Origin of the sequence: Nitrosomonas marina (assembly GCF_900111605.1) — a bacterium.
Classification (GTDB): Bacteria; Pseudomonadota; Gammaproteobacteria; order Burkholderiales; family Nitrosomonadaceae; genus Nitrosomonas; species Nitrosomonas marina_A.
Genome location: NZ_FOIA01000026.1, coordinates 1 through 22,207, shown reverse-complemented (window position 1 = coordinate 22,207; position 22,207 = coordinate 1). Strand labels below are relative to the sequence as shown.

The following is a 22,207-nucleotide window of genomic DNA, read 5'->3' as shown; positions in this document are numbered from 1 at the left end:
CATGAGTAAATCGCTGGTTATCGCAGAGAAGCCTTCCGTTGCGACTGATATTACACGCGCCCTGGGCGGTTTTACGAAGCATACTGATTATTTTGAGAGCGATGCATACATTGTTTCATCGGCGGTTGGTCATTTGTTGGAACTCGTTGTTCCTCAGGAATATGAAGTTAAGCGAGGTAAGTGGAGTTTTGCAAATCTGCCGGTAATACCTCCGCATTTTGATCTGAATCCTATCGAGAAAACTGCAGCGCGGTTAAAGCTTTTGACTAAACTGATCAAGCGTAAGGATGTTGACACTATTATCAATGCCTGTGATGCGGGTCGCGAAGGTGAACTGATTTTTAATTATATTGTTCGACATACCGGTACTAAAAAACCGATTAAACGGCTTTGGCTGCAATCCATGACGCCTGATGCTATTCGGGCAGGATTCTCACACCTTCTGGAAAATTCCGCAGTCCAGTCTCTGGCCGAAGCAGCGGTCAGCCGTTCTGAATCTGACTGGCTGGTTGGTATTAATGGTACGCGGGCCATGACCGCTTTTAATTCTCAGGAAGGCGGGTTCCACAAAACGACAGTTGGTCGCGTGCAAACACCGACCCTGGCGATTCTTGTTGAGCGTGAAGAAAAAATCAAGAAATTCAAGCCAAAGGACTACTGGGAGGTACAAGGCGAATTTGCAACAGAGAATGGCAGTTATTTTGGTAAGTGGTTTGATGAGACGTTCAAGAAAGATAAGGCAAACGCTGAGCTCAAGCCGGATCGTATCTGGGATAGAAAGAAAGCCGAGTCTATTAGAGTCAAGTGTGAGGGAAAAGCGGGTGTTGTCACAGAGGAAAGTAAACCATCCAGAGAAACATGTCCATTACTGTATGATCTGACCAGTCTACAGCGTGATGCCAACAGCCGCTTTGGTTTCTCGGCCAAGGCGACACTGGGGCTGGCGCAAGCGCTGTATGAAAAACATAAAGTTCTGACTTACCCGCGGACTGATTCGCGCGCTTTGCCAGAGGATTATGTTGAGACTGTGAGGGATACCATGGCTAATTTGGAAGATACCGCATATGGGGAACATGCTAATCAGGTGCTGCGTGCAGACTGGATAAAACCCAATAAGCGTATTTTTAATAATGCCAAGATTTCAGATCATTTTGCCATTATTCCAACCTTGCTCAATCCCAAGAAACTCAACGAAGCTGAGGCCAAGCTTTATGATTTGGTAACAAAACGTTTTATTGCGATATTTTATCCTGCAGCAGAATTTCTGATAACCACGAGGATAACCCGCGTTGAAGAAGAGCCATTCAAAACCGAAGGAAAAGTTATGGTTAATCCCGGGTGGCAGGCAGTCTATGGTAAGACGCTACAAGGTAACGCCGAACATGATTCATCGTTGATAGCGGTCAATCCCGGGAAGCCCGTGACAACTTCAGAGATCACCATTATCGCCAACCAGACACGTCCGCCTGCCAGATTCACAGAAGCAACGCTGCTTTCGGCTATGGAAGGTGCAGGTAAACTGGTGGAGGACGAAGAATTACGAGCAGCAATGAGTGACAAGGGTCTGGGTACACCTGCGACGCGGGCCGCAATAATTGAGGGATTGGTTTCGGAAAATTATCTGTTAAGGGTTGGTCGCGAACTGCATCCGACTGCAAAAGCCTTTTCGTTGGTTACACTGCTGCGAGGCCTCAAAATTCCAGAGCTGATTTCACCCGAATTGACAGGTAACTGGGAATTTCAGCTGCGACAGATAGAAAAAGGCGAGTTAAAACGCAGCGCGTTTATGGAAAAAATCGCAGGAATGACGAAGCATATCGTCGAACAGGCAAAAACCCATCGTGGCGAAACGATAGAAGGTGATTTTGCTACACTGAAATCACCCTGCCCCAAGTGCGGAGGGGTGGTGCAGGAGACATACAAAAAGTTCAAATGTCAGCAATGTGATTTTGCGGTCTGGAAGATACTGGCCGGACGCCAGTTCGAGATCGATGAAATGGAAACATTAATTACGCAAAAAGAAGTCGGGCCGTTGCAGGGATTTCGCAGCAAAATGGGGCGATTGTTCAATGCCAATATTAAACTGACAGACGATTTTGAAATGAAGTTTGATTTCGGAAATAATGAAGAAGATCAGGAATCTGTAGATTTCTCAAATCAAACACCGCTCGGAAAATGCCCTTTATGTCAGCATGATGTCTATGAACATGGTATTTACTACTTATGTGAGCATGCGGTGGGCGCTTCAAGGTCTTGTAGCTTTAAAATGGGAAAGATTATTCTGGAACGCTCGATTGAGCCGGAACAGGTTACAAAACTACTTGGAACAGGAAAAACGGATTTGCTTACAAAATTCATATCTAAAAAAGGCAGACCCTTCTCGGCGTACCTTGTCATAAATTCTGACGGTAAAATCGGATTTGAGTTTGAGCAGAGAAAATCCAAAACGGCTGAAAAGGAAACAGCAGCTAAAACAAAGGATAAGGTCAAAGAAAAGCAAGTCGGGCGGTCAGCAAGAACAAGTAAAGAAACTTAGGCACTGCGCCAGAATGGATCTATCCAAATCGCCTTCATTGCTGATATCTGCGCGAGATATGTGCCCGGCACGTGGCAATATATTATCCGGATGCCGGGTTCAGTAGATGGGAATTATGTGTAAAAATTAATAATATATTTGATTACGCCACCTGAAGCTACAATGATCATTATCAGGCCGCCAATGACGGCTGTTCCTTCCACTATAATGGAAAAAAAGGCGCGTCCAGTATTTTCAAATTCCTCATCACCCGAGATGTTTCTACGGCTTTCCTTTCGGCTTTTTACCCATAGCTGCAGCCAGATAGCAACAGGAATGGCTAGCAGTGAAAACATTAAAGCAATTTCTGCATCTTCCATGTAAAACATGTCAATCCTCTTCAAGTGTTGTGTTGTTATGACATTATTGTTTCTGTTTTTTTTGTTTGTATTGGCGCATGCTGCTTTTTATGACGCTGTATACAAATGCTAGAATCATAAACTTCCCAGGTTTTGGAAAGCAAATTGTAAAGCAATTTAACAATAGATTACCCTAAACAGGGTAAGTTGAAAAATAGTATTGTGGCGTTTTATTTGGCGCGAATCAGAGCATTTGAAAAATTGATGGCATGTAAAATCCTGATCGTTATCATTCTCCTTGAATAGTTTGCCGATTGATAAAAATATGTTTATTACACGATATGCGTTATTATCCATCCTTTTATTTATTTATGAATTGTCATGAACTGGCTTGATTTGCCGGCTATAAGAATGGCGCAAGGCACGATTCAGCTACCTGGTTCAAAGAGTATATCCAATCGTATTTTGTTACTTGCCGCACTGGCGCACGGAATAACACATGTCCGTGATTTGCTCGTTTCGGATGACACTGATTATATGCTGAAAGCGTTAACCAAGCTGGGTGTGGGTATTTCGCAAACCAGTGAAAACAGTTATCGCATAACCGGAGTCGGCGGCTATTTTAGGGAGAAAGAGGCAAGCTTATTTCTGGGTAATGCGGGTACAGCTTATCGTCCACTGGTTGCGGTGTTGGCTCTGATGAGCGGGCACTACCGGCTATCAGGTGTTGCACGTATGCACGAGCGACCAATCGGTGATTTGGTTGATGCCCTGCGTCAAATTGGCGCGAATATAACCTATCTTGGAAACCCGGGTTATCCTCCACTTCAAATTAATCCGGTTGCACTGGAGCATGAAGATATTCATTTGACTGTAAAGGGCGATGTATCCAGTCAATATTTGACAGGTTTGCTAATGGCGCTTCCAATTACCGGGAGAAAAATAACGATTGAAGTTTCCGGTACATTAATCTCGCAGCCTTATGTGGCATTGACGCTTGCACAGATGCGCAAATTCGGTGTTCTTGTAGAACAGACTGCATGGCGGCGTTTTGTATTGCAGGCACATCAGCATTATTGTAGTCCCGGCGAAATCGTTGTCGAAGGGGATGCGTCGTCTGCATCGTATTTTCTCGCTGCAGGTGCAATTGGTGGTGGCCCTGTGCGTGTTCAGGGTGTGGGGAGCGAGAGTGTTCAGGGTGATGTGAAATTTGCCGAGGCTCTGGAAAAAATGGGTGCATATATTCGTATGGGTACGAACTGGATTGAAGCAAGTTGTCCGCTGAATGGAACAGCGCGCCGCCCTTTGCAAGCAATAGAATTAGATTGTAATCATATACCGGATGCAGCGATGACACTAGCAGTGGCTGCGCTATTCGCAAAAGGTGTGACAACCCTTAAAAATATTGCAAGCTGGCGTTTAAAAGAAACTGACAGGCTTGCGGCAATGTCGAAAGAGCTTCAAAAGCTGGGGGCGGGCATAGAAGAAGGTCATGATTATTTGCGAATAACACCGCCTGAAAATAGTTTGGCTGCCGGTGTTGCTATCGATACATATGATGATCATCGTATGGCGATGAGTTTTTCTCTGGCGGCTTTTGGAGTCCCTGTGCGTATTAATGATCCAGATTGTGTAAAGAAAACTTTTCCGGAATATTTTGATCAATTTAAACGAATTGTGTGTTTTAAGGAATAAATGGAAAGTATGGGTTTAAACAGAGTCCCGGTCATAACAATTGACGGTCCTTCGGCATCCGGTAAGGGTACAGTGGCGCATCTGGTGGCCAAGGAGCTTGGCTTTCATTATCTGGACAGTGGAGCTTTGTATCGTCTAGTAGCTCTTAAAGCGCTGCAGTCCGGTGTTATGTCTACTGATGAAAAAAAGCTGGCACTTGTTGCCATAAACCTGGATGTTGTTTTCAGAGACGAAGAAATCTATCTTGAAAAAAAACAGGTTACTGAAAAAATTCGTACCGAAGAATGTGGCAATATGGCTTCGCAACTGGCTTCTTATCCTGCGGTAAGAGAAGCATTGATCTCGCGGCAACGTGCTTTCAGGAAGCTGCCTGGTCTAGTTACTGACGGACGCGATATGGGGTCGGTAATATTTCCGGATGCCTTGTTGAAAATATTTTTGACAGCTAGTCCCGAGGTGCGTGCACAAAGGCGCTATAAGCAGTTGATAGAGAAAGGATTAAATGCTAACATAGCCGAACTGCAAAAGGATATTCAAGAACGCGATGCGCGTGATTCAAAGCGTGGAGTGGCGCCTTTGCAGAAGAATGCAGATGCGAGGTTGCTTGATACAACCTCGCTTTCTATTTTGCAGGCACAGAACCGTGTACTTGAATGGTTCCGGGAATGCTGTGCTGACGAGAGTGTTTGAAAATATACCATGTGCTTGTTTTTCAGTATTTGTTTACCCTGTAACAGGTACTGGATTTTCAGACAAATATTATTAACTAACCCAATCTTCTGACTTTAGAAGAGAAACATCAGGTATTTTTTATAATGACTACTGCTTCCACCGTAACAAAATCCTCAGAAAGTTTTGCAGATCTGTTTCAAGAGAGTCTTGCGCGCCAGGAAATGCGTGCTGGCGAAGTCATCACAGCTGAGGTTGTTCGTGTTGACTATAATATTGTTGTTGTTAATGCTGGTTTGAAATCAGAAAGCTACATTCCTGTAGAGGAGTTTAAAAATGACAAAGGGGAGATTGAAGTAAAGCCCGGCGATTTTGTCAGTGTGGCGATCGAAACACTAGAGGACGGTTATGGAGAAACGCGTTTGTCTCGCGACAAAGCCAAGCGTCTGACCGCATGGCATGAGCTTGAAGAGGCCATGGAGAGCGGTAAAATTGTAACCGGTATGGTTAATGGTAAAGTGAAAGGTGGCCTGACAGCCATGATCAATGGCATACGGGCATTTTTGCCAGGATCGCTGGTCGATATCCGTCCTGTGAAGGACACCACTCCTTACGAAAATAAGGAGATGGAATTCAAGGTGATCAAACTGGATCGCAAGCGCAATAACGTAGTGGTTTCACGGCGTGCTGTTCTTGAAGAAACGCAGGGAGCAGATCGCGAGTCATTGCTGGCTAGCCTGGAAGAAGGTTCGGTAGTGCAGGGCATAGTCAAGAATATCACTGATTATGGTGCATTTGTTGATTTGGGCGGTATAGACGGTTTGCTGCATATTACGGATTTGGCATGGCGCCGCGTCAAACATCCGTCAGAAGTAGTCAGTATCGGTGATGAAGTAACTGCAAAAGTTCTCAAGTTCGATCAGGAAAAAAACCGCGTATCACTCGGTATGAAGCAGTTGACCGAAGACCCTTGGGTGGGACTGTCACGCCGATATCCACCGCGTACACGTTTATTCGGAAAAGTGACCAATCTGACAGATTACGGCGCTTTCATCGAAATAGAACAAGGCATTGAAGGATTGGTGCACGTATCAGAGATGGATTGGACGAACAAGAATGTTTACCCGTCGAAAGTAGTGCAGCTGGGCGATGAGGTCGAAGTGATGATTCTTGAGATTGATGAAGAGCGTCGCCGTATTTCTCTGGGCATGAAACAGTGCCAAGTGAATCCGTGGGAAGAGTTTGCCATGAATCACGAAAAAGGGGACAAAGTTAAAGGGCAAATCAAATCTATTACCGATTTTGGCGTGTTTATTGGATTGCCCGGTAATATAGATGGGCTGGTGCATTTGTCGGATTTGTCGTGGAATCAGCCTGGCGAAGATGCGGTTTGTAACTATAAAAAAGGTGATGAAGTAGAAGCGGTAATACTGTCCATCGATGTTGAGCGTGAACGAATTTCACTTGGTATCAAACAGCTCGAAGATGATCCGTTTAACAGCTTCGTTGCGGTGCATGATAAAAACAGTATTGTTGAGGGTACTGTGAAATCAATCGACGCAAAAGGTGCGGTAATTACTTTGACGGAAGAAGTGGAAGGTTACCTGCGTGCATCGGAAATTTCACGTGATCGAGTTGAAGACATCCGTACTCACTTAAAAGAAGGAGAAACAGTAGAGGCAATGATCGTCAATATTGATCGCAAGAACCGCGCCATCAATTTATCAATCAAAGCGAAAGATAAATCGGATGAAACCAGTGCAATGCAAAAGATCAAAGCGCCTGTAAATGCAGGAACTACAAGTCTGGGTGCTTTACTTAAAGCTAAAATGGATAGTAAAAACACAGAGCAATAAGGAATATTCATGACGAAATCTGAATTGATTTCACGGCTTGCGGCCAGATTTCCGCAACTCGTAGCAAAAGATGCCGAGCTTTCTGTCAAAATGATCATCGATGCAATGGCCAAGAGCCTGGCTGAGGGTCAGCGAATTGAAATTCGTGGGTTTGGAAGTTTTGATCTGAATTACAGACCGCCCAGAATAGGCAGAAATCCCAAATCTGGCGAAAAGGTGCACGTACCTGCAAAGTATGTCCCGCATTTTAAAGCCGGTAAGGAAATGAGAGAGCGCGTCGATTATAGGAGCTAATGTGAATTGTGTGATCAGCCTGATCTGATAATAATCAGGCTGATCACACTTGATAAATCAGTCAAGTTTCGTACAAATACGATGCAATAGGAATCGATTAAAAAAACCTGTCGAGGTTAAACTAACATGCATATCATAAATTGGCTTTTGCGATTAATCATATTTGTAGGGCTGGTTTGTTTTTCTGTGAATAATTCTGAAAATATAATGTTGAATTATTATTACGATCAATCAATTGAATTGCCTTTAAGTGTTGTTATATTAGTTGCTTTTTCCCTGGGCGTTTTCCTGACGCTACTTGCCACATTGCGTAAAACAAACATCAATAAATAATAATTTGCCTGCTATCTAAAAAAGCCGTCTGTCTGAAAATGGTCAGTTCGCTGTGTGGTAGCTGGATACGTCTGAATGTTCATGGCAGACAGCAATAAGTCAAACGCGCTGAGCAGAAATCATGGAGAACAAAACAAACAGCATGTTCTAATAAATATGACATCTTGATTCTTGATAATTCTAAATCCATGCTTCTGTAGGTGCTTCACACCGATTTTGTTGTGAGTAATTTAGCTGATTGACCCGGAATGGAAGGTAATCCTGTCTAGGTTTACTGCCGAACTGAATATTATTAATACTCGCCGACATAGAACCTGGCAGAAATACTTGTTCCATAAGTATTGATAATGCTTTTTTAAAGACCACAATTTACTGATGGTTTCCAGTGGAGCGGTCGCTTTAATTTATTTCATTAAATTAAGCTTTTAGTTGTTGTCTCATCAATCATCTTAAGCGATAATATTCGTTTTGGCTACATGGGCCGGCGTGTGCAAATGTTGGTGTTCAGGATTGTGCAATAGTACATACCAGCGTTTAATTCTTACACGAAGAATTCAGGTTTTTAGAGATTTATAAATATAAAAGGAATAATTAAAAGGGAGTACGTATCAATGGATACATTCAAAGATTTTGATGAGCCGGTGTTTAAGAATATGACCAGTGCGATAAGGGCATTGGCCATGGATGCCGTGCAGAAAGCCAATTCGGGTCACCCCGGTATGCCAATGGGGATGGCTGAAATCGCTGAGGTATTGTGGATACATCATTTCCGGCACAATCCTAAAAATCCCAAGTGGGCTGATCGTGATCGTTTTGTATTGTCAAATGGTCATGGCTCCATGCTGATCTATGCTTTGCTGCATTTGACGGGTTACGATCTTCCGATGGAAGAAATTAAAAAATTCCGTCAACTTCATTCCAAAACGCCGGGGCACCCGGAATATGGTTATACACCTGGTGTTGAAACAACAACTGGGCCATTGGGTCAAGGCATCACTAATGCCGTCGGAATGGCGATTGCAGAAAAAATACTGGCTGCTGAGTTCAATCGTCCGGGATTTGACATTGTCAACCACTATACGTATGTCTTTTTGGGGGACGGTTGTCTTATGGAGGGCATTTCCCATGAAGCGTGTTCGCTGGCCGGCACGCTGGGATTGGGAAAGCTAATCTGTTTTTATGATGACAACGGTATCTCAATTGATGGTCATGTAGAAGGCTGGTTCACTGATGATACGCCCAAACGATTTGAGTCTTACGGTTGGCATGTTGTACCTGATGTGAATGGTCATGATCCTGTCGCAATTGAAGCAGCAATAGAAGCTGCCAAGCAGGTCAACGACAAACCTACCATGATTTGTTGTAAGACTGTTATTGGTCTCGGATCACCCAATCTGGCCAATACACATGCCGTCCATGGCGCTGCACTTGGTGATGCGGAAATTGAAGCTGCAAGACCTCATATTGGGTGGCATCATCCGCCCTTTGAAATTCCTGATGAGATATACAGTGCATGGGATGCGCGGGAAAAAGGCAAGAAGCTTGAAGCTGAATGGAATCAGAAATTTGCAGAGTATGAAAAAAAATATTCGTCTGAGGCTGCTGAATTCAAACGGCGCATGGCAGGCGAATTGCCTGCCAATTGGACGAGCCATGTTGATGCTGTGATTAACGAAGTTAACGGTAAAGCGGAAACTATTGCCAGCCGGAAAGCTTCTCAAAATGCAATTGAAGGCTTGGCACCAATAGTGCCCGAGCTAATAGGGGGTTCTGCTGATTTGGCTGGTTCAAATCTGACATTATGGTCAGGATCGAAAGGTGTGAGCAGCGAATCGGGGGGGAATTATATTTACTACGGCGTGCGTGAGTTTGGCATGAGCGCTATCATGAATGGTATTTCATTGCACGGAGGATTGATTCCTTATGGTGCGACCTTCCTGATGTTTTCAGAATATGCGCGCAATGCGCTGCGTATGGCTGCGCTGATGAAAATTCGCAATTTGTTTGTATTTACGCATGATTCGATCGGTCTTGGGGAAGATGGGCCAACACATCAACCTGTAGAGCAAACTGCAACATTGCGCTTGATCCCAAATATGGATGTTTGGCGACCTTGTGATACCGTTGAGTCAACGGTTGCATGGGCACGCTCGATAGAACGAACAACTGGTCCATCCACATTAATATTCAGCAGACAGAATCTACCGTTTCAGAAACGGGACGATGAAACGATCAAGCTGATTGATAAAGGAGGCTATGTCTTGTCAGAAGCTGAAGGCGGACAGCCTCAAGTAGTCCTGATTGCAACAGGCTCGGAAGTTGGACTGGCGATGCAGGCACAGGCAGCACTGGTGAAAGAAGGTATACATGCAAGAGTGGTTTCCATGCCATGTACACAATTATTCGATCGTCAGGACCAGGCTTATCGGGAAAGTGTATTGCCTCGTAATATAGTGCGCGTGGCAATTGAAGCAGGAGTGACGGATTATTGGCGTAAATATGTGGGTTTGGAAGGCGATGTTGTCGGTATTGATACCTTTGGCGAGTCGGCACCAGCAAATGTTTTATTTGAGCACTTTGGATTTACTGTTGCTAATGTTGTTAAAACAGTTAAGGGAGTGCTTTAACAGCATTTGATTAAGACTTTATATATGTGCGCATAATAGATTTTTAATGAAGGAGTTTTTAGGTATGACAATAAAGGTGGGTATTAATGGGTTTGGTCGTATTGGGCGAATGGTATTTCGTTCAGCGGTACAGAATTTTCCTGATATTGAGGTGGTTGCGATTAACGACTTGCTGGAACCGGATTACCTTGCTTATATGCTTAAACATGACTCGGTTCATGGGCGATTCCAGGGGGAAGTATCGGTTGAAGACAATACACTGATCGTGAATGGCAAACGTATACGACTAACAGCCATTAAAGATCCTACCGAATTAAAATGGAATGAAGTGGGCGCAGATGTTGTAGTTGAATCAACGGGCCTTTTCCTGACACAGGAAACCTGTCAAAAACATCTGACTGCAGGCGCGAAGAAAGTCATTATGTCTGCGCCTTCAAAGGATGATACACGCATGTTCGTGTATGGTGTTAATGATAAGACGTATAATGGCGAAACCATTGTTTCCAACGCCTCATGTACAACAAACTGTCTAGCGCCTGTAGCCAAAGTATTGAATGATAAATTTGGGATTAAACGCGGTTTGATGACAACAGTTCACGCAGCTACGGCTACGCAGAAAACGGTCGATGGCCCTTCTAATAAAGACTGGCGTGGTGGTCGTGGTATTCTTGAAAATATTATTCCTTCATCGACTGGCGCAGCCAAAGCGGTTGGTGTCGTTATTCCTGAATTAAACAAGAAATTAACAGGTATGGCATTTCGCGTGCCGACATCTGATGTGTCTGTGGTTGATCTGACAGTTGAGTTGAAACAGGATGCGTCATATGACGAAATCTGTAAAGCCATGAGAGACGCCTCAGAAGGTGAAATGAAAGGTGTTTTGGGCTATACCGATCAAAAGGTTGTTTCTACCGATTTCCGTGGTGAAAGCTGTACATCGATTTTTGATGCGGAAGCGGGGATGGCATTAGATGGAAGTTTCGTAAAAGTAGTCGCTTGGTATGATAACGAATGGGGTTATTCGACCAAGCTGTTGGAAATGGTGCGCACCATTGCCGACAAGTAATTAATATTATATGCCGTGACTTGGCAGAGAAAAGAAGGTAATCGACGATGCCTGAGGATACTCGGTAAATTATCGGTTTCAATCTGCCAAGCGGTTAAGATCGTGAATTGATAATAATAAAGGGTAGCAAAAGCTATCCTTTATTTATTTTAGGATAAATCTGGAGTTCGCCGTGTCTGTTATCAAACTTGTAGACCTTGATCTCAAGGGAAAACGTGTCTTTATTCGTTCTGATCTGAATGTGCCTGTCAAAGAAGGTAAGGTGATATCGGATGCGCGTATTACCGCCTCGATGGCTACAATCAATTTTTGTCTGAATGCCGGTGCAAGAGTAATGGTGACGTCTCATTTAGGACGTCCGGAAGAGGGAGAGTGGTCTGAAGAAAACTCTCTGAAGCCTGTTGCTGATAATATCGCTGCCCGATTAAATAAATCTGTACGCTTGATAAAAGATTGGGTGGAGGGCGGTTTTGAAGTCGCGGAAGGCGAACTGGTTGTATTGGAAAATTGTCGCATTAATAAAGGCGAGAAAAAAAATTCGGATGAAACGGCACGTAAATATGCAAGCCTGTGCGATGTATTTGTTATGGACGCATTTGGTACCGCTCATCGGGCGCAAGCTTCAACGTATGGTATAGCTCAGTATGCTCCTGTCGCCTGTGCAGGCATTTTATTGACTGAAGAGTTGGAAGCGCTGACAAAAGCGCTTCATGATCCGGCAAGACCCATGGTCGCTATCGTGGGCGGATCGAAAGTATCTACAAAATTGACCGTGCTTGAATCATTGTCGGAAAAAGTCGATCAGCTGGTCGTTGGCGGAGGTATAGCAAATACGTTTTTAAAAGCGACTGGAAAAAATATCGGAAAATCATTATGTGAAGATGATCTTGTTCCCACAGCCAGATCGCTCATGGAAAAGATGAACAAACGTAATGCATCCATACCCATTGCAGTTGACGTAGTGGTTGGAAAAAAATTTGATTCAAATGAACCTGCGATTTTAAAAGATTCAGAAGCCGTTGCTGATGATGATATGATTTTTGATATTGGACCTAAAAGCGCGCAAGCTCTTGCTGACATTATCATGAATGCGGGTACCGTGGTTTGGAACGGACCTGTAGGCGTGTTCGAGTTTGATCAATTTGGTGCGGGTACTGAGAAAATCGCACGGGCTATTGCGGATACGAATGCATTTACACTTGCAGGTGGTGGCGATACGATAGCAGCAATTCAAAAATACAATATATATGACAAGGTGTCATATATATCAACTGCCGGCGGCGCGTTTCTTGAGTTTCTGGAGGGTAAAAAACTGCCGGCTGTAGAAATCCTTGAGCTGCGCGCCAGATAATCGCAGAAAATTACCGTAATGATCCGCAGAACAAAAATTGTTGCCACACTTGGCCCTGCAAGCTGTGCGAATCCTAAAGTGCTTGAACGCATGATACAGGCGGGGGTGGATGTGGTGCGGATCAATTTCTCGCATGGATCTCGTGAACAACACCTGAAACATGCCGAATTGACGCGCTCGATTGCTCAATCTCTTGGAAGAACAGTGGGGGTTCTGGTAGATCTTCAAGGACCCAAGATACGTATTGGTGAATTTGAACAGAGTAGAATCAGGCTGAAAATCGGCGACCCGTTTATCCTGGATGCTGCCTGCGCGTTGGGTAACCAAGAAAGAGTAGGTCTTGACTATAAAGAATTACCAAATGACGTGGAATCCGGGGCAACTTTGTTGCTGGATGACGGTCGCATTGTTTTGACTGTGACCAAAGTCCAGGATAATCAGGTTTTTTGCGTCGTGGAACAGGGCGGTGTGCTGTCAAATAATAAAGGAATCAATCGCAAAGGTGGTGGGCTGGGTGCGCCTGCATTGACAGCAAAAGATGTGGAAGACATTAAAATAGCCGCTGAAATGAATGCTGATTTTTTAGCTGTTTCTTTTGTACGTTCAGGGGATGATATACGAAATGCTCGCGAAATGATGTTAGCGGCTGGTGGAAAAAGCCTGATCATGGCAAAAATAGAGCGGTCAGAAGCAATTTTGGCGTTAGATGACATCATAGACGCATCCGATGCAATTATGGTTGCAAGAGGTGATCTCGCAGTTGAAGTTGGAGACGCCGCAGTACCTGCGCTCCAAAAAAAAATGATTCGTGCGGCGCGAAGCAATAACAAGGTGGTTGTTACTGCAACACAAATGATGGAATCAATGATAACAAGTCCAATCCCGACCCGTGCAGAAGTTTCTGACGTGGCGAATGCAGTGCTGGATGGTACCGATGCTGTCATGCTTTCGGCAGAATCGGCAGCTGGAGAATATCCAATTGAATCAGTTGCGGCGATGGCGCGCGTGTGTCTGGAAGCGGAAAAGGAATATCTTGTAAATGTCGACAGGCGCCAGCCAGTTAGACCCCCCGCTTCGATAGAAGAAGCAATCGCCCGGGCCACCATGTTTACAGCAACAGGTCTAAAGATTAGGGCTATTGCCGCACTGACCCAAAGTGGTGAGACAGCATTACTCATGTCTCGCAGAAGTTCCAAGGTACCTATTGTAGCGTTGAGTCCGCACGAAAGTACCCGCCGCAAGGTTACGCTGTTCAGGGGTGTCTACCCGGTCGAGTTCGGAGATGGGCTTAATGACCCCGAAGAAATTCTCGAGCTTGCTGAAAAGGAGTTATTTAATAGAGGAATCGTGCGTAACGGGGATATCATGGTGATGACTATTGGTGAACCAATCGGTAAAGCGGGAGGAACCAATACGATGAAAATAATCAAAGTAGGTGAAAGTATTACAAAAGAAGAAGAGACGATCATGGAAAATGCATAATCGATGGGTATTATGCATGCCAGGCCGTTTTGTCAGATGTAAAAGTATTAATAATTGATATATAGACCGAACCATTAAACATATTTTTAAATCTTGTGAAGGAGAGATAAATGGCACTTGTATCATTAAGACAATTATTGGATCACGCTGCGGAGAACGATTATGGATTGCCCGCATTCAATGTAAACAACCTCGAGCAAATACATGCAATCATGCAGGCGGCTGATGAATGCGATAGCCCAGTGATCATGCAGGGATCTGCCGGCGCCAGAAAATATGCAGGTGAGCCCTTTTTACGTCATTTGATAGCAGCGGCAGTTGAGGCGTATCCGCATATTCCAATTGTGATGCATCAAGATCACGGTGCATCTCCTTCTGTTTGCGTTAATGCGATTCGCAGTGGTTTTTCAAGTGTCATGATGGATGGTTCTTTGGAAGCTGATGCAAAGACGCCGGCATCCTATGAGTACAACGTCAATGTGACATCTGAGGTCGTAAGTATCGCACATTCGGTGGGAGTTTCTGTTGAAGGAGAATTGGGTTGTCTGGGTTCTTTGGAGTCCGGTATGGGTGAAGCAGAAGACGGCCATGGCGCTGAAGGAAAACTGTCTCACGATCAGTTGCTGACAGATCCTGAAGAAGCTGCTGACTTTGTAAAGAAAACAGGTGTGGATGCACTGGCGATTGCAATCGGTACTTCGCACGGTGCTTACAAATTTACCCGCAAACCAACGGGGGATATTCTTGCAATCAATCGTATCAAGGAAATACATCAGCGTATTCCAAATACTCATTTAGTTATGCATGGTTCCAGTTCCGTACCACAGGATTGGCTGGAAATTATCCGTAAATATGGCGGCGACATCAAAGAAACTTATGGTGTGCCAGTCGAAGAAATCCAGGAAGGTATTAAAAATGGCGTACGCAAGGTCAATATAGATACTGATATTCGTTTAGCGATGACGGGTGCAATTCGACGACACCTGGATCAGGATAAAGGTAATTTTGATCCACGTAAGTTTCTCAAGGAGGCGACTGTTGCAGCGCAGGCGATATGTAAAGCACGTTTCGAAGCATTTGGTTGTGCCGGACAAGCAAGCAAAATTAAACCAATTCAACTTGATGATATGGCAGCACGTTATGCTAAGGGTGAACTAGATCCTGTTATCAAGTGACAAGAGTAACGCCCAAATTTTTTGGAAGTTAGATTTTCACGCCAAATTTTTTCCATCTTGCGTGAAAATGAGGAATTATCGGAGAATCCATAACTTATGTTTTGGATTCTCCGGTTTGTATTAGGAGTCTGGTTTTTGCAAAAGTAAAGCATAACCCCGGATTGCTTTGTTTTTGTTTTCCGGAATAAGCGGACAGGGGCTGTATTTCATTAATGTCTCTGAAAACTGGAGTAACTGTGCTTTGCTGCCGGATTTCAATTCCAGTTCGATTTCGCAAATCGGTTCTGAAATATCTGAATCAAATTGGTTTATAGTAATGTACCCTTCATCAATACAAAGCTCGAGCTTGAAATTTTTTGCAGGCTCAAGCAAATAGGTGGTTCGTTCGAAGTCAGTTACAAAAACTGGCTGTAACGACTGGCAAAGCTTCTGGTCAGAAAAAAAATATCTGATCCTTTGATCAGGTAGTTGCGTGAAATCAAGTTTGCCGTCAGTAGTTGGATACTCCCATTCACGATGTTGATGCAGACCATCGCAAATCGTGCCGCCACTTTTGATTGTCTGAATCCAGCATTCTCCCTCTTGGCGCAGCCTGAGTGCAATGCGGTTATTTTTTAATATGAAATCAGGCGTATCATAGTAAACGCTATACAGGTTTTGCTGGTATGGTTTAGCAATACTGAAAGTATTTAATAAAGACAGCTGCTTGATTTGTACCGCAAACTGCTGCGGAAAGCGCAGTTTGAGTTCGACTTCAGTGGACATGACAGGACAAAGCTGTTTCAGCTTTCCGGTGATACATAACCGTCTGGTTGTTCGATACCCTGACCAAAAAAATGGGCCTCCATTTGTTCGGCAAGATATAGTCGCGCTTTACTGTCGGAAAGATTGAGCCGGTTCTCATTAATCAACATGGTCTGAAGCTTGATCCATTCATCCCATGCTTCTCTAGAGATATTTTCAAAAATGCGTTTGCCTAATTCCCCCGGGTATGGTTGAAAATCCAGTCCCTTCGCTTCCTGACCTAACTTGACGCAATAAACTGTTCTTGTCATTCGCTAACACCTTAACAAATCGAAAACATGTAATTATGGTGGTTTCGATGATCAGAGTAAATATCAGTTAATACAAGTTTGGTTTTAGCCGCTTTGATTAAGCGATTTCATGTATACCTTGGATTTACGTTTGTAGTTATATAAATCTTGTTTGAGCTTGGGTAGATCTGCCAGTGATACTTCGTGAAATCCGTGCTCGATAAACCAATGAGTTGCATGTGTAGTCAATACAAAAAGCTTGTCATGACCTTGAGATATGGTTAGTTCCTCGACAGCTTTCAACAAACGATTACCATATCCTAAACTACGATAAGCAGGATGAACGGCTAGGCATGCCAGTTCACAAATCCCATCCTGGGAAAATGGATATAACGCAGCGCAGCCAATAATCATGCTGTCATGTTCAAATACGATGAAACGGGAAATCTCTATTTCCAGCAACTCCCGACTTCTTCTGACTAGTATCCCTTCTGTCTCAAGTGGCTCGATTAATTGTAAAATGCTGCCAACATCATCAATATGTGCTTTGCGGATTGACTCAAGCGATTCCCGGGATATCATGCAGCCGATACCGTAATGGGTGAATAATTCTTTCAAAATGGCGCCATCTGTGTGGCGATTGACAAGATGGGTGCGAGCAACGTTTTGTTCGCAGGCCTGAATAGCACATGATAACAATTTCAAGACTTCTGCGTTCAAGTCGGAAACGGTTTTTTCAGAATTCTGAAGAAGCATTCTACATTGAGCAACGGTTAGTTCTCGTGGCAAAGATGGTTTTTCATCATTCCTTGATTCGTCATGGTGATCAAGCGAATCAAGCAAAAAAATAAGTTTTTCAGCATGCAGGGCACTGGCCACTTCAGTTGCCACATTTTCCATGGTTAAATTAAAAATTTCACCAGTAGGTGAATGACCCAACGAAGAAATTAATACTACATTACCTTGATTCAGACTGTTCTGAATAGCAGAAACATTGACTTTGCGAACTTTACCCGTATGCATGAAATCCACGCCGTTGATAACACCGAATGGGCAGGCAGTAATAAAGTTGCCACTGGCTACCTGAATGGCTGCATTGGCCATGGGTGAATTAGGTAATCCCATGGATAGCAGCGCTTCAATTTCTAGATGGGTACGACCGATCGCTTCTTTTGCAAACTGTAACGAGGCGGTATCGGTGATGTCAATGCCCATTGCTGAATTAATTGTAAATCGGTTCTCGTTCAACCGTTGAACGATCTGCGGACGGGCGCCATGCACTAATACCAGTCGAACACCAAGGCTGGCCAGTAAATTTATGTCGTGAATAAAAAAAATAAAGTTTTCATCAGTAACCATTTCACCACTGATACCAATGACAAAAATTTTTCCTCTGAAGGAATGGATGTATGGTGCCGCGGAGCGAAACCAGGCGACAAAATTTGCAATAACTTTCATGGAAATCAGTTCTAATAACTTTAAAGATTAAAAATCTGGATAGATAATCTTAGCGCAAGACATGTTGAGTAAATCAATTTAAAAATCGCCCCATTGCATTTGCAATGCGGCGATTGCTGCCATGGCTGCGGTTTCCGTTCTCAATATTCGATTTCCTAAACGTAGTGACAAAAATCCTGCTTGTTCTAAAATTGCTGCTTCTTCTGTCGTGAACCCGCCTTCCGGACCTACGACTAAAGACAGGTGTGGGGTCGATCGTGGTATAGGCAAATCTTTTAGGCTGGTATTTCCCGTTACTGAAAGCGCGAAACCCAGATGATCAGATGCGGTTCTAGTTTTAGTGTCGATCCACTTTACCAGAGAAACCAAGGGAGAAATTGTCGGTACGTAATTTCTACCGCATTGTTCGCAGGCGGAGATGATGACGCGCTGCCAATGCTCAAGTCGTTTTTTGGCACGCTCGTCGGATAGTCGTACAATACTTCGAGTAGTAATAATTGGCTGAAGACTAGAGACGCCTAACTCAACGGATTTTTGTATGATCAAATCCATTTTCTCATTGACGCAAAGCGCTTGTGCAAGTTCAATCGTAAGCGAAGATTCGCGTTCAGTTGCGATAAATTCGTCAACGGTAACCGTGGTGACGAGCTTTTGAGCACTTACAATCCGTGCAAGGAATTCCCCGCCCTTTCCGTTAAACAGGGTAACAGAATCTCCTATTCTGGCACGCAGTACTCGGGTAGCATGATGGCCTGCAGTTGTTGCTAGTTCAAGAGTTTGTCCTACAGAAATATCACCGGTATGAAAAATACGGGGTGGCATAATCCGGATTGATGTAATAAGTAACGAAAGCAATGTGTGTACTCATGCTAATATACCACGATTAGCCATATGATTTGCTTCGCGTGTCAAAGGTGTGGCAGGTATTGCTGGTAAATCAGAATATGGCCGTTTGAACTAGAATTGTACAATTGATATTAAGGAGAATGTTTAGCATGGCAAGCTTAGAGACACCTGTATGTGAATTTGGTTGGAAAGCGATAGATTTTGATTTATTAGGGGTTGATGGAAAACGCCATAACTTGAATTCGGCTAAAGGTGAAAAAGGATTGCTGGTGATGTTTATTTGCAACCATTGTCCGTATGTGAAGGCCATCCAGGATAGACTGGTTCGGGATGTCAACGAATTGAAACAATATGGTATAAATGCTATTGCGATCATGTCGAACGATCCTGCAGACTACCCTGAAGACTCATTCGATAATATGGTGCGCATTGCCAAGGAGTTAAATTATCCATTCCCATATGTGTGGGATGAGACACAAGAAATTGCCAAGGCGTACGGGGCAGTGTGTACGCCTGATTTTTTTGGTTTTAACGGTGCGCTGGAGCTGCAGTATCGCGGCCGTCTTGATGCTTCGCGCAAAGAAGCAGCTGCGCCAGACGTGCGGAGAGATTTGTTTGAAGGCATGCTACAGGTTGCCAGAACGGGCAGAGGCCCTGAAGACCAGATACCCAGTATCGGTTGCTCAATCAAGTGGCGTACAGAGTAAACGTGCTAAACGATGTGATTGCTGCTGTCAGGAAGGTTGCGCGTGAAGAAGTCATGCCGCGTTATTTACAGGTTGCCAGGCGGATAAAAACAGATGGCAGCAGTTATTCTGACGCTGATGTTGCGGCGCAGGCTGCCTTATTCGACGCGCTTCGCGCAATCAGACCTGGCGCTGTAATGGGCGAAGAAATGTCAGAGGATGAACAGCGCGCACAGTGGTTACAGGGGATCAATGGGGAATCTGACGGTTTGTGGAGCATTGATCCGATTGATGGTACATCAAATTTTCTCAATGGGTTGCCTTATTTTGCTATTTCAGTTGCCTGGATGAGGCAGGGTAAAAGTGTATTAGGTGTTATTTACAATCCTGCGACGAATGAAATGTTTTATGCCGAGCGTGGACGCGGAGCATTTCTGAATGATAAACGTTTGCCAATCAAACAGCATGCGTCCACATTGTCTACAGCAATCGCCAATGTTGATTTAAAACGATTGCACAAAAAGCTTGCAATAGAGATTGCAGCGAACCCACCGTATGCCTCGCAACGTAATTATGGGGCGTGTGCACTAGAATGGTGTTATACCGCAGCTGGTTTTTTTGATTTGTATCTACATGGTGGACAGAAACCATGGGATTATGCAGCTGGCAGCTTGATATTGGAAGAAGCAGGAGGGGCCATGTCTGGTTTTGAGTATGATGATTATTGGGCGGGTTCACCGTGGCGGCGTTCTGTTGTTGCAGCATTGGATGCGAATTTGTTTGTGCAATGGCGTAAATGGGTACGTGAACATCAATAAGTTCATGAGTCGCTGTAGTAACCTTCCATGGGATTGCGTTATGTCTGCTCAATAAGGGCAGTGGTTTATTGCGCAGACTTTTTCTGGCAAAGCGCAAAAGTCATTCTGGATGAAAATATTCATATTGGTTACTTTTCCGGAGTAAATGTTCAACGCGTTATTTTTAAATATATAAACGATGCCGCCAGCTTTTCGGGAGGCAGGCATTGGCAGCCAAGGGAATAATAATGCTGAATAGTAGACAGATATTACGGCTGTGACTGAGTATTTGATTGGATTGTCGTCAGATCAGCCAAGATTTGAAACTATGGATGGACAACTCCGGGGGCGCTTTCGGGTACCGAATTGAATCGTTCATTATTCATTGAATGATGATCTGGATGATGCCTATCTTGCTCACCCGTTTGTTGTTTCATCTTCAATTATTACGGGGGTATTTTGGCATATCCTGTCTGGCTGGATCATAAGAATCGGATTTTTTCTAACTGGTCCTTGTGACAGGGTTTAAACTAACCCGACCAACTCCATCAGATATAACGCTTGTCTGCAGAAGTCACTGCTCGATTTTTCCTTATCATGCTTTTGCTGATGAATAATAAATAAGAACCGATGATTCTGTTAACAGCACATGAAACTGCTGGCTAAAATATTACCGCCATGGGTCGATCAAGTGGTACAGCTGTATTAATAGGAATACGGTCTTCGATGCCAATAAAGTCAATGAAGTATAGGTATAGCACTTATCGAATGCAATTGAAAGGTGAATCCGTATACTAACGAATCAGTTAATTGACTGTGGAAAAATAAATCAATTAAAAATTGATTCTTAATGTGTTGGAAGTTTCTATGTTTGCATTGAGCTTGTGCATAAGTATTTAACTATGCCTGAATGTGCAACATTCGTGTGGTTTTGAGGATATTAGTATTTTTTCTTCTATTTCATCAGTATGGTTACGATGATTTTGCTCATGAAGTTGAGCGGGCTGAATAAAGTTACTGTCTTTTTTTGTTGCAGCCTTTATCAATAGCCTTGGATTCCGATTTGTCGGAATTGAAATTTTACATAGCTGGTTGTTGTTTTGAATTTTATGAATAGAATAATTTTTTCGAAATCAACTTGTTTTCTTGTGGCGCTGAAAAAATGTAACAAACCTATTTATATATAGGCAGTTCCGCAATTTAAGAGCAGAAGGAGTGTTCGGGTGAATGATCCAGGATCATTGAAGGGTATTAAAGTTCTTATTGTTGATGATAGCAACACAATTAGACGCAGTGCTGAGATTTTTTTAAATGGTTGTGGATGTGAGGTTATTTTGGCTTCAGATGGTTTTGATGCGTTGGCTAAAATTGTAGAAAGTCATCCTGATATTATTTTTATTGATGTTGTTATGCCTCGGCTTGATGGATATCAAGCATGCCAATTAATTAAACAAAATCCACGATTTCAGTCTACACCTGTCGTTATGCTATCGAGCAAGGATGGAATGTTCGACAAGGCAAAAGGTCGTATTGCAGGATCAAATGAATACCTGGTTAAGCCTTTTACAAAAGAAGAATTAATGCAAACCATCAAAATGCATACGTTGTAATTCGGCAACAATCTATAAAATTAGGCTGTCAGTTGTCATAAATAACATGGTCGGGCGTCGTGTGTTTCATGGGTCATTCAGTTGAGTCGATACAAATAGATTTATAAAATTAGAAAAAATGGTTGAGTATGATAACGACATGATTATGTTTGTGAATGTACTATGTTTTCTCCAAATCCCTATGGTTCGAGTGGAGATTTTATGACAAATGACTTGACTTTATGGTGTAAGGTCGACTAGCCTGTGGGACGCAGCGTATGAAGAGTCTTTGTAAGGCGCTTGAGCTGTTGTAAAAAGAGCAGTACTAATTAATTAGTATTAGAGACAAGAGAAGGTAGTATTAATTAACAAGTA

At 43.5% G+C, this 22,207-nt stretch carries 19 protein-coding genes; 14 read left to right on the top strand and 5 right to left on the bottom strand.

The annotated features are described in order from the left end of the window. Position 1 precedes the first annotated feature (1 nt). Positions 2–2,536: a DNA topoisomerase III gene (locus BMY62_RS11690; protein ID WP_090660059.1), complete on the top strand. Its 2,535-nt coding sequence runs from the start codon at positions 2–4 to the stop codon at positions 2,534–2,536. A gap of 113 nt (positions 2,537–2,649) precedes the next feature. On the opposite strand, the gene BMY62_RS11685 is transcribed toward BMY62_RS11690, so the two are convergent. Next, a complete protein-coding gene (locus tag BMY62_RS11685) occupies positions 2,650–2,904 on the bottom strand; it encodes a hypothetical protein (protein ID WP_256207581.1) in 255 nt (84 codons plus the stop codon). Positions 2,905–3,255: 351 nt separating this feature from the next. On the opposite strand from BMY62_RS11685, the gene aroA reads away from it, so the two are divergent. The 10 genes from aroA (at position 3,256) to fba (ending at position 15,422) form a co-directional block, all read left to right on the top strand. Next, the gene (aroA, locus tag BMY62_RS11680) at positions 3,256–4,569 is read left to right on the top strand and encodes a 3-phosphoshikimate 1-carboxyvinyltransferase (RefSeq protein ID WP_256207580.1); all 1,314 of its coding nucleotides are present in this window, start codon (positions 3,256–3,258) and stop codon (positions 4,567–4,569) included. A 9-nt stretch (positions 4,570–4,578) separates the two neighbouring features. Then, positions 4,579–5,259, top strand: coding sequence for a (d)CMP kinase (cmk, locus tag BMY62_RS16540; protein WP_305728783.1), 681 nt, complete (start codon positions 4,579–4,581; stop codon positions 5,257–5,259). Between the two features lie 125 nt (positions 5,260–5,384). After that, positions 5,385–7,094 carry a 30S ribosomal protein S1 gene (rpsA, locus tag BMY62_RS11675; protein ID WP_090660056.1) on the top strand — a complete coding sequence of 570 codons (1,710 nt, stop codon included), beginning with the start codon at positions 5,385–5,387 and terminating at the stop codon, positions 7,092–7,094. A 9-nt stretch (positions 7,095–7,103) separates the two neighbouring features. Continuing rightward, entirely contained in the window at positions 7,104–7,388 is a 285-nt protein-coding gene (locus BMY62_RS11670; RefSeq protein ID WP_090627731.1) for an integration host factor subunit beta, read from the top strand. Between the two features lie 126 nt (positions 7,389–7,514). Then, positions 7,515–7,721: a LapA family protein gene (locus BMY62_RS11665; protein ID WP_090660054.1), complete on the top strand. Its 207-nt coding sequence runs from the start codon at positions 7,515–7,517 to the stop codon at positions 7,719–7,721. Positions 7,722–8,332: 611 nt separating this feature from the next. Next, a complete protein-coding gene (gene tkt, locus BMY62_RS11660; RefSeq protein WP_090660051.1) occupies positions 8,333–10,348 on the top strand; it encodes a transketolase in 2,016 nt (671 codons plus the stop codon). 64 nt (positions 10,349–10,412) lie between these two features. After that, positions 10,413–11,414 carry a type I glyceraldehyde-3-phosphate dehydrogenase gene (gap, locus tag BMY62_RS11655; protein WP_090660048.1) on the top strand — a complete coding sequence of 334 codons (1,002 nt, stop codon included), beginning with the start codon at positions 10,413–10,415 and terminating at the stop codon, positions 11,412–11,414. Positions 11,415–11,586: 172 nt separating this feature from the next. After that, positions 11,587–12,765, top strand: coding sequence for a phosphoglycerate kinase (locus BMY62_RS11650; protein ID WP_090660045.1), 1,179 nt, complete (start codon positions 11,587–11,589; stop codon positions 12,763–12,765). 18 nt (positions 12,766–12,783) lie between these two features. Beyond that, entirely contained in the window at positions 12,784–14,247 is a 1,464-nt protein-coding gene (pyk, locus tag BMY62_RS11645; RefSeq protein ID WP_090660042.1) for a pyruvate kinase, read from the top strand. Positions 14,248–14,357: 110 nt separating this feature from the next. Next, positions 14,358–15,422 (top strand): class II fructose-bisphosphate aldolase, encoded by a 1,065-nt coding sequence (gene fba, locus BMY62_RS11640; protein WP_090660039.1) that lies wholly within the window; start codon positions 14,358–14,360, stop codon positions 15,420–15,422. 120 nt (positions 15,423–15,542) lie between these two features. Here the strand turns inward: fba and BMY62_RS11635 are convergent, their stop codons facing one another. The 4 genes from BMY62_RS11635 to BMY62_RS11620 all read right to left on the bottom strand — a co-directional run bounded on the left by BMY62_RS11635 (position 15,543) and on the right by BMY62_RS11620 (position 18,736). Beyond that, positions 15,543–16,187, bottom strand: coding sequence for a CYTH domain-containing protein (locus BMY62_RS11635; RefSeq protein WP_090660036.1), 645 nt, complete (start codon positions 16,185–16,187; stop codon positions 15,543–15,545). Positions 16,188–16,204: 17 nt separating this feature from the next. Further along, positions 16,205–16,477 carry an oxidative damage protection protein gene (locus tag BMY62_RS11630; RefSeq protein WP_090660033.1) on the bottom strand — a complete coding sequence of 91 codons (273 nt, stop codon included), beginning with the start codon at positions 16,475–16,477 and terminating at the stop codon, positions 16,205–16,207. 84 nt (positions 16,478–16,561) lie between these two features. After that, positions 16,562–17,914 carry an amino-acid N-acetyltransferase gene (gene argA, locus BMY62_RS11625; RefSeq protein ID WP_090660030.1) on the bottom strand — a complete coding sequence of 451 codons (1,353 nt, stop codon included), beginning with the start codon at positions 17,912–17,914 and terminating at the stop codon, positions 16,562–16,564. Positions 17,915–17,992: 78 nt separating this feature from the next. Further along, complete coding sequence (locus BMY62_RS11620; RefSeq protein WP_090660028.1) at positions 17,993–18,736, bottom strand: 16S rRNA (uracil(1498)-N(3))-methyltransferase; 744 nt, start codon at positions 18,734–18,736, stop codon at positions 17,993–17,995. 173 nt (positions 18,737–18,909) lie between these two features. On the opposite strand from BMY62_RS11620, the gene BMY62_RS11615 reads away from it, so the two are divergent. The 3 genes from BMY62_RS11615 (at position 18,910) to BMY62_RS11600 (ending at position 21,853) form a co-directional block, all read left to right on the top strand. Then, entirely contained in the window at positions 18,910–19,467 is a 558-nt protein-coding gene (locus BMY62_RS11615) for a thioredoxin family protein (protein WP_090660025.1), read from the top strand. A gap of 2 nt (positions 19,468–19,469) precedes the next feature. Further along, positions 19,470–20,264, top strand: a complete 795-nt coding sequence (locus BMY62_RS11610) for an inositol monophosphatase family protein (protein WP_090660022.1) — start codon at positions 19,470–19,472, stop codon at positions 20,262–20,264. Between the two features lie 1,202 nt (positions 20,265–21,466). After that, positions 21,467–21,853 carry a response regulator gene (locus BMY62_RS11600; RefSeq protein WP_090660016.1) on the top strand — a complete coding sequence of 129 codons (387 nt, stop codon included), beginning with the start codon at positions 21,467–21,469 and terminating at the stop codon, positions 21,851–21,853. Positions 21,854–22,207: the final 354 nt, after the last annotated feature.